The sequence below is a fragment of the Amycolatopsis sp. genome (genome assembly GCF_036008905.1).
GTDB lineage: Bacteria > Actinomycetota > Actinomycetes > Mycobacteriales > Pseudonocardiaceae > Amycolatopsis.
On record NZ_DASYMU010000010.1, the window covers coordinates 35,804 to 48,187 of the forward strand.

At 66.8% G+C, this 12,384-nt stretch carries 13 protein-coding genes; 6 read left to right on the plus strand and 7 right to left on the minus strand.

The window, feature by feature from the left end; genetic code table 11:
- Positions 1-45 precede the first annotated feature (45 nt).
- On the plus strand, positions 46-579 hold the full coding sequence (locus VGP60_RS01530) for a hypothetical protein (protein ID WP_327545988.1): 534 nt from the start codon (positions 46-48) through the stop codon (positions 577-579).
- On the opposite strand, the gene VGP60_RS01535 is transcribed toward VGP60_RS01530, so the two are convergent.
- The gene (locus VGP60_RS01535) at positions 576-2,222 is read right to left on the minus strand and encodes a TM0106 family RecB-like putative nuclease (protein WP_327545989.1); all 1,647 of its coding nucleotides are present in this window, start codon (positions 2,220-2,222) and stop codon (positions 576-578) included. The genes VGP60_RS01530 and VGP60_RS01535 overlap by 4 nt on opposite strands.
- 88 nt (positions 2,223-2,310) lie before the next feature.
- Between VGP60_RS01535 and VGP60_RS01540 the strand changes: the two genes are divergently transcribed.
- Positions 2,311-2,775, plus strand: coding sequence for a DUF6474 family protein (locus tag VGP60_RS01540; RefSeq protein ID WP_327545990.1), 465 nt, complete (start codon positions 2,311-2,313; stop codon positions 2,773-2,775).
- Between the two features lie 62 nt (positions 2,776-2,837).
- On the opposite strand, the gene VGP60_RS01545 is transcribed toward VGP60_RS01540, so the two are convergent.
- The 4 genes from VGP60_RS01545 to VGP60_RS01560 form a co-directional block, all read right to left on the minus strand.
- A complete protein-coding gene (locus VGP60_RS01545) occupies positions 2,838-3,818 on the minus strand; it encodes a glycine betaine ABC transporter substrate-binding protein (protein ID WP_327545991.1) in 981 nt (326 codons plus the stop codon).
- Positions 3,818-4,594, minus strand: a complete 777-nt coding sequence (locus tag VGP60_RS01550) for an ABC transporter permease (RefSeq protein ID WP_327545992.1) — start codon at positions 4,592-4,594, stop codon at positions 3,818-3,820. The genes VGP60_RS01545 and VGP60_RS01550 overlap by 1 nt, the downstream gene beginning before the upstream one ends.
- Complete coding sequence (locus tag VGP60_RS01555; RefSeq protein WP_327546018.1) at positions 4,591-5,730, minus strand: ATP-binding cassette domain-containing protein; 1,140 nt, start codon at positions 5,728-5,730, stop codon at positions 4,591-4,593. Before VGP60_RS01555 ends, VGP60_RS01550 begins: the two co-directional genes overlap by 4 nt.
- Positions 5,731-5,803: 73 nt before the next feature.
- Positions 5,804-6,451, minus strand: a complete 648-nt coding sequence (locus VGP60_RS01560; RefSeq protein ID WP_327545993.1) for an ABC transporter permease — start codon at positions 6,449-6,451, stop codon at positions 5,804-5,806.
- 306 nt (positions 6,452-6,757) lie between these two features.
- Between VGP60_RS01560 and VGP60_RS01565 the strand changes: the two genes are divergently transcribed.
- The 4 genes from VGP60_RS01565 to VGP60_RS01580 all read left to right on the plus strand — a co-directional run bounded on the left by VGP60_RS01565 (position 6,758) and on the right by VGP60_RS01580 (position 9,718).
- A complete protein-coding gene (locus VGP60_RS01565; protein WP_327545994.1) occupies positions 6,758-7,309 on the plus strand; it encodes a hypothetical protein in 552 nt (183 codons plus the stop codon).
- Between the two features lie 65 nt (positions 7,310-7,374).
- Positions 7,375-8,148 (plus strand): YcnI family protein, encoded by a 774-nt coding sequence (locus VGP60_RS01570; protein ID WP_327545995.1) that lies wholly within the window; start codon positions 7,375-7,377, stop codon positions 8,146-8,148.
- Complete coding sequence (locus VGP60_RS01575; RefSeq protein ID WP_327545996.1) at positions 8,148-8,690, plus strand: copper resistance CopC family protein; 543 nt, start codon at positions 8,148-8,150, stop codon at positions 8,688-8,690. The genes VGP60_RS01570 and VGP60_RS01575 overlap by 1 nt, the downstream gene beginning before the upstream one ends.
- Positions 8,690-9,718 carry a copper resistance D family protein gene (locus tag VGP60_RS01580; RefSeq protein ID WP_327545997.1) on the plus strand — a complete coding sequence of 343 codons (1,029 nt, stop codon included), beginning with the start codon at positions 8,690-8,692 and terminating at the stop codon, positions 9,716-9,718. Before VGP60_RS01575 ends, VGP60_RS01580 begins: the two co-directional genes overlap by 1 nt.
- 350 nt (positions 9,719-10,068) lie before the next feature.
- On the opposite strand, the gene VGP60_RS01585 is transcribed toward VGP60_RS01580, so the two are convergent.
- Both VGP60_RS01585 and VGP60_RS01590 read right to left on the minus strand, forming a co-directional pair.
- The gene (locus VGP60_RS01585; protein ID WP_327545998.1) at positions 10,069-10,956 is read right to left on the minus strand and encodes an aminoglycoside phosphotransferase family protein; all 888 of its coding nucleotides are present in this window, start codon (positions 10,954-10,956) and stop codon (positions 10,069-10,071) included.
- Between the two features lie 20 nt (positions 10,957-10,976).
- Positions 10,977-12,365: a helix-turn-helix transcriptional regulator gene (locus tag VGP60_RS01590; RefSeq protein ID WP_327545999.1), complete on the minus strand. Its 1,389-nt coding sequence runs from the start codon at positions 12,363-12,365 to the stop codon at positions 10,977-10,979.
- Positions 12,366-12,384 lie beyond the last annotated feature (19 nt).

Here is a 12,384-nt window from a genome sequence, read left to right on the forward strand (position 1 = left end):
GAGGTGCGCCAAGGTGGGTAGTCGTCGTCTGGAGGAGGACCTGCCTTGGCCAGCTCGCCTTGGGGTGAAGACCCGCTCGAGCTGATCCGGCGGACGGTCCCCGCGTCGGTCTATATCGACGTCGACATCGACCATTTCGAAGTCGAGCGCGCGTTCATCGGCTTGCTGACGGCGTTCGACCTGGAGATCGCCGAGACCTTCCCGCCGATCCGCGGTTCCTGGTTCCGCGCGTTCACCGCACGCGCCAAGAAAGCCGCCACCGCACCGGAATTCACCTCACGGCTGGCCAAGATCGAGCGCGCGCTGGAGCTGCAGACGATCCACCGCGTCCAGGCCGAGGTCGACTCCGCGCAGGGTGCCGCCGTCGCCAAGCTGATCACCGCGCTAGGCAGCGCGCCCAACGCGATCATCCAGGTCGGTTCCGTCCTGCTGATCAAGGTCGACGGCGTGCCGGTGGTGCGCAACCTGACACAGGTCGAGCTCACGCATCTCGAACGCAATCCCGCCCTGTTCCGCGACCCGGCCGCGGCACTGCACGAACTGCAGCAGGTCAACGGGCCCGCGAAACAGGTGAACTAGAGGTCCTCCATGAACGGGACCTCGGTCTGCGCGCGGGTGGACATCCAGCTGCGCAACGCTTGCGTAGCCAGGACGTCGTCCTCGTTGTACTGCAAGAGCCGCTCGCGCTGGGTGTCGTCGGGCAGTTCACCATCCATGCCGACGGCGTCGCGGTACCAGCCCATCGACGCCTCGCCGCCGGCTTCCGGGTCACGCCAGGTGAACCCGGCGACCGGCGCGATCACCTTCAAGCCCTTGCCCTGCGCGCAAAGGAACTGGTCCGAAACGCTGCGGAACAGATCCACCCATTCCTCGGAGTCCACAAAGGACACGATTTCCGCACGGGTCGGGATCCCCGGGTAGGTACCGAATCGCTCGACCGAACCGAACAGCCACCGGTTCTCCGCCATCGCGTTGTAGCAATACGCGCGGAAAGTCAGGCCGGCCGCTTCGGTCCGTGCGCGGACATCGCTCAGCCAAGCCCAGAACTCCGCGAACGACCGCGCTTCGTCGGTCGTCGGCACCGGATCCCAGGTCGCGAACGCGCGATACCCGTGCTCCAGCCCGATGTCGGCGCCGCTCAACAAACAGCCCCAAAGATACGCGCCGGACTCGCCGAAACTCTCCATGTCGACGTCGACCTCGACATCCCCGCGCGGCACGACGACCTCGGTGACGCGCCGGACCACGGTCAGGTCCGCGAGCCACGCCCGCGCGAGCGCGACGGCGTCGGTGAAGTTGCCCGCCGTCCACGTCATCGGCGGCTCGTCGGCCGGGCTCAGCGCGGCCAGTTCGTCCACTGTGGAGATTCCGGCCTTGCGCAGCTCACCAGCGTCCTCTCCGCGCACCACCAGGCTGACGTCGCGCGTGCGGTTCAGCTCGGTCTCGCAGGTCGGCCACCACGGGCACCGGCGGCACTCCAGGATGCGTGACGGTTGCGCGAGCGGCTCGTCGCCGCTCGCGGCCGCGGTGGCGACGGCCAGCCTGTCGGCGAAGCGGCTGTCGTACTCAGCCAGCGTGCTGCGGCCACCGGGCCAGGTCTGCGCCGCGAGGTCATGCCAGACGACGACGTCGGCGTCCAGGCCGATGACCCCGCCGAGCGCGCGATGCTTCTCGGCGTGGCCGAGCGACTGCAGCATCTTCCGCAGATGCGCCAGCCGGAGCTGGTCACGCGGCTGCGAACGGACCTTTCGAGCAGGATCGGAAATCTGATGCGCCGGATCGAGGTCGGTCATGATCGTGGTCGCCGCGCCCGCACCGCGATCGGTGATGCGGTGCCGGACGACCAGCACCGGCAGATAGCCGTGCTCGGTCTTGACCAGCAACTCGACCCCGCCGCGCCGATGGCCGACCCGGTCCACCGCGAACAACGCGCCCCAGATGAACGGCACGCCGTCGGCCAGCGCCTGTTCGGTCGCGAGGACCCGATCGGTGGTCGGCTGCTCCCGGCTGATCGTCACCCAGTCGCCCTCGGGCACGTTCTGCGCGTCCGCGAGCCGCTTCGCGATTTCGAGCCGATGCGTTGCGGCATCGGCTATCCGCTGCTCCGCGGCCGGGTCCGGCGGCAGGAGCGGGGTCTCCCGCATGGTCGGATCGTGCTCGAGATGCACGCGTCGGCGACAGCGGGTGACCGCTCCCGCATCTAGCAACACCTCTGAACCCATAAGGATCACTTTAGAAGCTCTCGGTCACGCCGACATGCCCAGCATGCTCGGGACCAGTAAGTTCGACCCGACAGGGAAGGTAGGAGCCATGGTGCGCAAGGCGAAGAAGGTCGCGGGGGAAGGCAGGTTCACCCCGAAGAACGCACGCAACGCTCTCGGCGTGGCGAAGGTGGTCGGGCCGGTCGTGATCCCGGTCGTCGCGCCCTTCGCGATCCAGGCCGCCGGCAAGATGCGGGAGGCCTACGACCGCTACCAGGCACGGAAGCTCGGCGTCGACGTCGGACGGCTCGGGGAGTTCACCGGCCGCGGTGCCGCACTGCACGCGAGGATTTCCGGACTGTCCGAAGGTCTCGCCGAGCTGAAGAAGTCTGCGAAGGCCACCGAAGCGGACGTCAAGTTCGCCAACGACACCCAGGCGACGCTGGAGCAGCTCGCCGCGTCCGTCCGCGCGTCGGAGCGGATGCCGACCCCACGTCGCAAGTCGACAGCGCGAGCCGTCGCCACCGAGCTGGAACAGCTCGAGGACCAGTTGCTGCACCGGCTCGGGGTCTAGCAAAGTGCTATGAACGGACCTTTCCTCGCAAAAAACGCTAGGAAAGGTCCGTTCATAGCGCGTCAGCCGACCTTCACGAAGCCCTTCGACACCATCCAGTCGCGGGCGACCTCGCCCGGGTCGCGGCCTTCGATGTCGACCTGCTTGCCGAGTTCGATCATCTGGTTGTTGTCGATCGCCGCGGCGATCGGCTCCAGCACCTGACGCACCTGCGGGTGGTCCTTGACGAACTGCGAGCGCAGCGTCGGGGCCACGTTGTACTGCGGGAAGAACTTCTTGTCGTCCGCCAGCACGTGCAGGTTCAGCCCGGCGATCCGGCCGTCGGTCGTGAAGATCTCGCCGAAGTTGCAGGTGCCGTTGGCGATCGACGAGTAGATCGTCCCGATGCCGAACGTCTTGATTTCGGCGGGCGTGAACCCGTAGGTCTTCTGCACCCCGGGCATGCCGTCCTGGCGGGAGGCGAACTCGGTTTCCACGCAGAAGACGCCCTGCTCGGGGTGTTCCTTGAGGAACGCCGTCATATCCGAGTTGGTCTTCAGGTTGTTCTTCTCCGCGAACGCCGCCGTGGTACCGAACGCGTAGGTGTTGTTCAGCGGTGAGTACTGCAGCCAGTCGATGCCGTACTGCTGGGCGTCGGCCTTCTTCACCGCTTCGAACTGCTCACGCTCGTCGGGGATCGGGTCGGTGTTGCCCTGGTAGTTGATCCAGCCGGTGCCGGTGTACTCCCAGGTGATGTCGATCTGCCCGGCGATGAGTGCCTGCCGGGCGCTGACGGAACCCTTGATGTCACTCATGTCCGTGATGTCCGCGCCCGCCGCCGACAACCCCAGCTCGGCCATGTACGCGAGCAGGATGTTCTCGGTGAAGTCCTTGGAGCCCACGGTGATCGGCAGGCCCTTCAGCCCGTCCATCGGCTGGATCGTCCCGGGCAGCACCTTGAACGGCAGCGCGGTGTTGATGTCCAAACCGCACCCGGCGAGCGAACCGGCGAGCACGGCCGTGACCCCGATGAGGGCCTTGATCCGGCGCGAAATCCGCGTCATCAGCGAAGTCCCTTCGGTCCGAGGAGCTGTTCCGCGATCGCGCCCAGCCAGTCGACCAGCAGAGCGAGTCCGACGGCCAGCACGGAACCGGTGATCAGCACCTTGTTCAGCTGGAGCTTGTAACCGGTGTCGATCAGCAGGCCGAAACCACCGGCGTTGACGAACTGCGCGAGCGTCGCCGTACCGACGGCCAGCACCAGCGAAGTCCGCAGCCCGGCCAGCATCAGCGGCACGGCGAGCGGGAATTCGATGCGCCACAACACACTCTGCGACGACATGCCGATCCCGCGGCCGGCGTCGACGAGCGACGGGTCGACCTGCTGCAGCCCGACCATCGTGTTACGCAGCACGGGAAGCAGCGAATAGAACGCCAGCGGGATGGCGGCGACCCACAGGCCGTCCCACCCAGTCCACAGGAAGAACAGCACCAGCACACCGAGTGCGGGCGCGGCCTGGCCGATGTTCGCGATGCCCAGGAAGATCGGGGCGAGGAATTTCGCCCCCGGCCGCGTCAGCAGGATGCCGAGCGGCACGGCGATGACCACGACCATCGCGGTCACCACGATGGTGATCAGGAGATGGTCGCCCAACGCCGTCAGCAGCGACGTCGCGTTGAGCGTTTCCTTCTCGTTGGGCTTGATCTCGCCGGTGAACGCCCAGAGCAGCACCGCACCGACCACGATGACGACCACCGCGGGCTGCGCGAACAGCCGGATGCGCTCGGCGCGCTTGGAGCCGGACTCGGTGGAAAACGCCGTATCTACGGTTGTCGTCACGCGGTAACACCTCCGTTGTGGTCGTCGGCGTGCTCTTCACGCAGCTGCTGGATGGTGTCGGTGACCGTCTTGATGTCGATGGTCCCGACGTACTCACCGCGGCTTCCGGTCACCACGGCGTTGCCGCCTTCGGTGAGGATCGCCTCGAGCGCGTCCTGCAGCGTGGACTGGAGGCTGACCGAGTCGCCGACCGGTCGTCCGGCGGAGGCGAGCGACGTCGCCGTGCCGAGTTCGCGGATGTGCACCCAGCGGATGGGCCGGTTGCGCTGGTCGAGGATCAGCGCGAAGGACACCTTCGCGTCGGCCATCTTCTGCTTGATCTGGGCGGGTGACTCACCGACGGTCGCGGTGACCGGCGCCGGCGTGATCTCGACGTCGCGCACCCGCAGCAGTGTCAGCTGCTTGAGCGAGGCTCCGGCGCCGACGAAGCCGGCGACGGTGTCGTTCGCCGGGTTGGCGAGGATCGCGTCCGGGGTGTCGTACTGCAGGATCGTCGACTGGTTGCCGAGCACCGCGATCTTGTCGCCGAGCTTCACGGCCTCGTCGAAGTCGTGCGTGACGAACACGATCGTCTTCTTGAGCTCGGTCTGCAGGCGCAGCAGCTCGTCCTGCAGGTTCCCTCGTGTGATCGGGTCGACCGCGCCGAACGGCTCGTCCATCAGCAGCACGGGCGGGTCGGCGGCGAGCGCACGAGCCACCCCGACACGCTGCTGCTGTCCGCCGGAGAGCTGACGCGGGTAGCGGTGGTAGTAGTCGGCGGGGTCCAGGCCGACCAGGTCCATCATCTCTTCGACGCGGGAATCGACCCGCTTCTTGTCCCAGCCGAGCAGGCCGGGGACCACGCCGATGTTCTGCGCCACGGTGAAGTGCGGGAACAGCCCGGCCTGCTGGATGGCGTAGCCGACGCGGCGGCGCAGGGTGTCGGCGTTCAGCTTGAGCGCGTCCTCCCCGCCGATGGTGATGCGGCCGGACGTCGGTTCGATGAGCCGGTTGATCATCCGCATGGTGGTCGTCTTGCCGCAGCCGGACGGGCCGACGAAGACGACGATCTTGCCCGCGGGGACTGTCATCGAGAAGTCGTCGACAGCCGCTTCGCGGGTGCCGGGGTAGCGCTTGGTGACGTTTTCGAGCTGGATCTCGACGCCTGAAACGCCGTTGTCGGAGCTGTCCGTGTTATCCGGGCCAGTTGTGGTAGTCGTTTGCGCGTTCTCAGACACGGACACCCCTTGAGACGGTAAGGCGGGCAATGATCATGTAGATGCCTTCGAGGATCAAGGCGAGGATGACGACACCGAGCGTCCCGGTGAGCGCCTGGTTGTCCGCGTTGGCGCTCCCGGCCCTGGTCAGGCCGGAGAAGACCTCGGAGCCGAGTCCCGGCCCCTTCGCGTATGCGGCGATGACGGCGATGCCCATGAGCATCTGGGTGGCCACGCGCATGCCGGTGAGGATCGCCGGCCAGGCCAGCCGGAGCTCGACCCTGGTCAAGACGCCGAAGCGGCTCATCCCGACGCCTTTGGCGGCGTCGCTGATCGCCGGATCGACGCTGCCGAGCCCGACGATCGTGTTCCGCACGATCGGGAGCAGCGCGTAGAGGACGAGCGCGATGACGGTCGGAGGGACACCGAGGCCGACCACGGGGATCAGGAGTCCCAGCAGTGCGAACGACGGAACGGTCAGGATGGTGCTGGCCAGCGCTGTCGCGAGCGCTGAGCCGAGCGGGCTGCGGTAAACCGCGATCCCGATGAGCACGCCGATGACGGCGGCGATGATCGTGCATTGGACGACGGCGCTTACGTGCAACAAAGCTTGTAACGACAGCTTGTCCCACCGGTCGGCCACATATTCGAAGAGATTCATCGTTCTCCCGGCGCGTGAGGGGCCCCCGCGTTAGGCCATTCGATACAGCCAAGGGCGGGCTGATCTGTACCCAGATACCGAAAGATCCAAACCCCCTTGGCCGTCAGTAGTGGGCAACCGTTCCCTATCGGCGGGAGATCGGCAACTAGACATCACCTGGTCAGGGCTCATTCAGGTTGGATCATCTCGCGCTGACCTGGGGATTCGTTGGGTTCAGACCTTTTTCATGTTTGGTTGTGTACAACTCTGTGTTCAGCTGTCGAGAGCCTGTCGCCTTGGCACCCTGTCGTCCCATACCCTCTGTTGGTGAGCATCCGCCGAACCGATCACAGCGCGTTACGCGTCGTGCGCGGTGGGCTGCTCGCGGTCAGTTCGGCGGTGCTCGCGGTGAGTGCGCATACGCTTGCGGACGGTAGCCTGCCCGATCTTCCGATGACGGTGTTGCTCACCGTGATGGTCGGCTGGACGGCCACCGCGCTCGCCGCCCAAGCCCGCGGCCCGGTGCCGACGGTCGCGATCCTCGGAGCCGCGCAGATAGTCATGCACGTCGTGCTGACCACGCTCGCGCCGCATTCCGACACGCACACCATGACATCCGGCGCGATGAGCGGCCTGACGATGACGACGGCCCACACCGTCGCCACGATACTGACGGCTTTGCTCGTCACGCGGGCCGAGTCGATGCTCCTGACCGTCCTCAACGCGATGCGTCTCCTGCTGCCGCCGGTTTGGCGCGCGGCCCCGGTGCCGGACCTGGTTCTCGCCCCGATCCCTGTGCCCGCCCCGGAAATCGGGCAGCTCGTCTCCGAGCTGTTCCGGTCCACCTTGGGCAGACGCGGCCCGCCGCTTTACTCCTGAACACCTCTTTTCCCTTCCCCTAACGGATCCCCGATTCGTTGCCTTCTCCCGTTCAGGAGTTTTTCTTGTCCCACAACCACTTCATTAAGCGTGCCGGTTTCCTTTCGGCCGCCATCGGGATCACCGGTCTGCTCAGCGCCGGCGTCGCGTCCGCGCACGTGACGGCGGACGTCTACGGCGCGCAGCCGACCAAGGGCGGCTACGGCGCGATCGTCTTGCGCGTCCCCAACGAGGACGCCGCGGCCGGCACCATCAAGGTCGAGGTCGACGTCAAGCCGGAGTACGCCATCAGCGGCGCGCGCACCAAGCCGGTTCCGGGCTGGACCGCTCTGGTCGAAAAGACCAAGCTGGACACTCCGGTGAAGACCGCGCCCGGAACGGAGATCAAGGAAGTCGTCTCGAAGATCAGCTGGACCGCGCAGCCTGGCAACAAGATCGCCGCCGGGTCGGCCGAGTTCCAGGAGTTCGAGATCAGTCTCGGCGCGCTGCCGAGCAACGTCGACGAGCTGGTCCTTCCGGCCATCCAGACCTACGAAGGCGGCAAGGTCGTCAGCTGGGACCAGGTCCAGGCCGCGGGTGCCGAGGAGCCGGAGTACCCGGCGCCGTCGGTGAAGCTCGCCGCGGCCAGCACCGACGACCACCACGGTGCGGCCGCGGCCGACACCGCTGACACGCACACCGAGGCTGCGGCGTCGAGCTCCAGCGACAACACCGCCCGCTGGCTCGGCGGCGCGGGCTTGGTCGTCGGCGCGCTCGGCCTCGGCGTAGGAGCGGGCGCGACCATCCGCGCCCGTAAGGCAGGCGCGAGCGCCACGACGAAGACCGAGGGCACTGAATAATGCGGAAAGCGCTGGTCGGCTTCGGGGTGGCGGTGCTGTTTCTTCTCGGCACCGCCGGCCCGGCGCTGGCGCACAACGTCCTGATCTCGACCAACCCGGCGAAGGACTCGTCCGTCGCCGCTGGTCCGGACAAGGTCCTGCTCACGTTCGACCAGTACGTGCAGAACGCCGACGTCAACCAGGTCGCGGTGACCGGGCCCAGCGGCGATCAGTGGGCCGAGGGCCCGGTTCAGGTGAGCGACAACGTCGTCAGCGCTCCGCTGCGGCCGCTCGGCCCGGCCGGCGTCTACACGATCGGCTACCGGATCCTGTCCGCCGACGGCCACTCGGTGACGGGCGAAGTCAAGTTCACCCTGACCCAGGCCGGCACCGGCACGCCCGCGACCGCGCAAGCCGCGAAGGCGCCCGGCACCGGTGACGCCGCCGCGCCCAGCGGTTCCGGCGGCGGAGTGCCGATCTGGGTGTGGATCGCCGGTGCGGTGGTCCTGCTCGGCGTCGGGATGACCGTCGCGCTGCGAACCGGCAAGGAGTCGGCGAAGTAATGACCCAGGCCGAGACCACCTCGACGAAAGTCCGTTATTCCACCCTGCTGTGCGTGGTGACCGCCGGACTGGTCGCCGCGCTGATCGGCGTCGCGCTGACAGCCACCTCGCCGATCCCCGGGGTGACGGACGCCAGCGAGGTGGTCTCGGCCGCGATCCCGATCGTGCGGGTGCTGCTGGACATGGCGGCCATCACCACGATCGGGCTCTCGCTGTTGTCCGTGCTGGTCGGGTACGACCGGCCGAAGCTGAGCGAGCCGATCATGAAGCTCGCGCGGCCCGGTGCGGTGGCCGGCGCGCTGGTGTGGTCGATGACCGCGTTCGTAACCCTGGTGTTGCAGACGTCGGAGTTCAAGCCGCAGTCGACGACGGTCAGTTTTGGTGACGTCGCCGAGTACGTGTCGCAGGTCGGTGCCGGGAAGGCGCTGCTGATCGTCGGCGTGCTGGCGTTGTTGCACGCCGGGTTGGGTGTGCTGGCGCTGCGGCACGGCGAGAAGGTTCCGGCGGAGGTGCGCGTCGGGCTCGGGTTGTTCGCGCTGCTGCCGCTGCCGGTGACCGGGCACGCGGTGAACTGGAACTACCACGACTACACGATGATTTCGATGGAGCTCCACGTGATGAGCGCCGTCGCGTGGACCGGCGGGCTCGGTGCGATGGCCGTGCTGCTGATCGGCAACCGGACGCTGCTGGCGCACGCGCTGCCGCGATTCTCGAAACTCGCGACGTTGTGCCTCATCTTGTCGGCGGCGACAGGGATGTTCAACGGCTTCATCGAGCTGTACCTGAACCCGACGGTGGACTTCTGGACAGCGCTGTTCACGTCGCCTTATGGGCAGCTGGTGCTGCTGAAGCTGCTGTGCACCGGCGTCATCGCGCTGCTGGGTGCGCATGTGCGGTGGAAGTTGATGCCGCAGATCATCCGGCACCACAAGACCGCGCTGGCGACCTGGGCGACGCTCGAGCTGACCGTCATGGGCTTGGCGTTCGGCTTCGCCGTCGTCCTGACCCGCGCCCCCGTCGCTTCCTGACCCACCACTCGTCGCCACAGGCGGGAAACACGGCTACGGGAGCGGGCGCAGCGCTGGTGTAGGCGTGTTTCCCCGTGGCGTAGGTGTGGTTCCCGTCTGTGTGGGTGTGGTTCCCGGTGCGGGGGATGAGCGGATCTCACCTGGCAAGATCGGGGAGGGGAAAGAGAGAGGGTGAGAGGAAAGATCGAAATGACGGGGAGTAGCTGCAAATTGCGCATTTGGGGTTGCAGATCCGCCAGACAGGGTGATTAGCGCAACCGAATTGTCTACTCTCAGCAATGATTAATTCGCAGCGACGAACGGTCATTCAGCCTCGCCGAATAGTGAAAACATTAGTTCTTCTAGGCCATTCAGCGGTACCTGTACCAACGATTCTCAGTTCGGCCCTCGCGAAGATCGTCCAGCCTTCGGTGCAATTCCTCGCGCACGTTGGGGTGACTGCGCAAGATCGGCAGGACACTCGTTGTCAGCTTCAGTTCCCGCACCGCTCTGAGCACCGGAAACCCGCTCCAGGACGTCACGTCGAAGCCGTAGCCGTCCACAAGCGACTGGTACCGCCCGGCCGGGTCCCCGAACCGCTCACGGCCGACCGCGAGCGGCGTCAGGTCCCATTCCGGTGGCCCTACGCAGGAAGAATCGAAGTCGCAGAGCACCGGCCCGCCAGGTCCGACCAGTACGTTGCCGGGATGCGCGTCGCCGTGCACCAGGCCGCGCGGCAGGGCGAAGTCCAGCTGGCCCAACGCCGTTTCCAGCTCGTCACAGCGGCCCAGCAGGAACTGCCGATCGCGGTCGCGCAATTCTTCGGCGTCGCCGACGCGGGCACGCACCGCATCCATCGGCGACCACGTCGCGAGGCCGTCGGGCGGTGGAAGTGCGTGCACGCGGAGTAACAGGACTGAAAGGTCAGCGGCGGTCGGTTCCCGCCCGGTGGAAGCCACTTTCTGCCAGACAGTTACGAGGTGTTCACCGACTCGCAGCGGCTGCCGGACGTCGGGAAGTAACCGAATAGCGGGCACATCGTGCGCCGCGAAATGCTCCGCGACGCGGACGACCTTGCCGACGCGGTGCCGCAACGCACGCGAGCCGACGATCCGGACCACAACCGGATCGTCGGCCAGCGCGTAGACGGCGTTGTTGGTGAATCGGAGGAGTTCGGCACCGGCGGCGGCATAACCGAGTAAGGCGCAGGTCTGTCCCAGCGCCTCGTCGAGTATTTCCCTGGTGAAGCGCCCGTCCAAGTCAGGCCGCTAGGGTCAAGTCAGGCCGCGAAGAAAGCGCTCAGTCTGTCCGCCAGCTCGCGGGCGTCGGCGTTGTTGCGCCGCAGCTCCGCCTCGATCTGGAGGGGCTTCAGACGGTCACGCACCCGGGCGGACTTGATGCCTTCGGCGCAGTCCAGCGCCTTGCCGCCGACCTTGGCGCCCTGGTCGATGTCGCCGTCGAGCAGGTGGTTCGTGGCGAGCGCGCCGAGCATGAACGTCTTGCTGCGCGCCATGTCGTCGTCGTAGGTATCAACAGCCCTGGTCAGGGCCGGAATCGCGTACTTGGTGTGGGTGACGTCCTGCTGCGCGAGCACGGTGTGGACGGTGCCGATCATCGCGTAGACGTCGGTCTCGTTGAAGAACTTGACCCAGGATTCGGCGTTGGCCAGGTCGGCTCGCGCGAATTCGTCCTTGGTCCGGCCGAGCAGCTTGGCGGCCTGGTCGTGGTTGCCCATCATCGCGTAGGCCCAGGCCTCGTTGGCGCAGAGCACGGCGACTGCCAGCTCAGAGCCCGATTCCTGCGCGGCGATCTGGCCGAGCTGGAACAGCTTGAGCGCGTCGTTCGGCGCGTCCTGGTGCAGGTAGACCCGGCCCATCCGGTAGAGGACGTTGGCGACGAGCGGGTGGTTGTCGCCCTGTTTCGCCAGGTCCAGCGCGTTGGCGAAATGCCCGCGGGCGGAGTCCATCAAGCCGGTGTCGAACGACGTCCAGCCGGCCAGACTGTGCAGGTCCGCCAGCGCCACGAACAGGCGCGACTTGACCAACTCGGTGCCGTTGGACTCGAGCATCTGCTGTCCCCAAGACAGCTGGGCGACCACTGCGTCGCGGCAAAAACCGCCGCCGTACTGGTAATCAAGCGCACGTAGCGCCCTTGTCGCGGCCTCGACCTGCCGCACGTCGGTCATCCCGATCCGGCCGGGGGCCGGTGTCCTCGCGGGGTTGGCGGACCAGTTGCCGGATTCCGTTCCCAGCACCGCGGCACCCATCGTGACCTGTGCGGCATGCGCGAGGAACCTCCGTCGCTTCACGGACTCGTCCTCCTCGGCCTGCTGGCCGCCGGCAGCACCGACGACCCGTATCGCTGTCGCCTCGTCATATGCGAGACCCATGTATCCACGGGCGACACCCAAGCCATCGGAGATCCTGGTGAGCACGTCGTAGGCCATGACCTGACGACCCTTGAGGATCTCCGACACTTCGGACTGCGATTGGCCGGTCATCGCGGCGATCTGGCGCTGGGACACGCCGTGCTGGCGCAGCAGCCGATAGACGGTACTGATCTCCCGCTTCGACAGAGCCTCCCGCATGTCTGGTTTCTCCCAGGCATCCGACGGGATCAGCTGGCCTTGCCGACCGTCTTGACCGCTACCGCCATTACCGGCGTCCATTGCGCCCCCTCACAGTCCG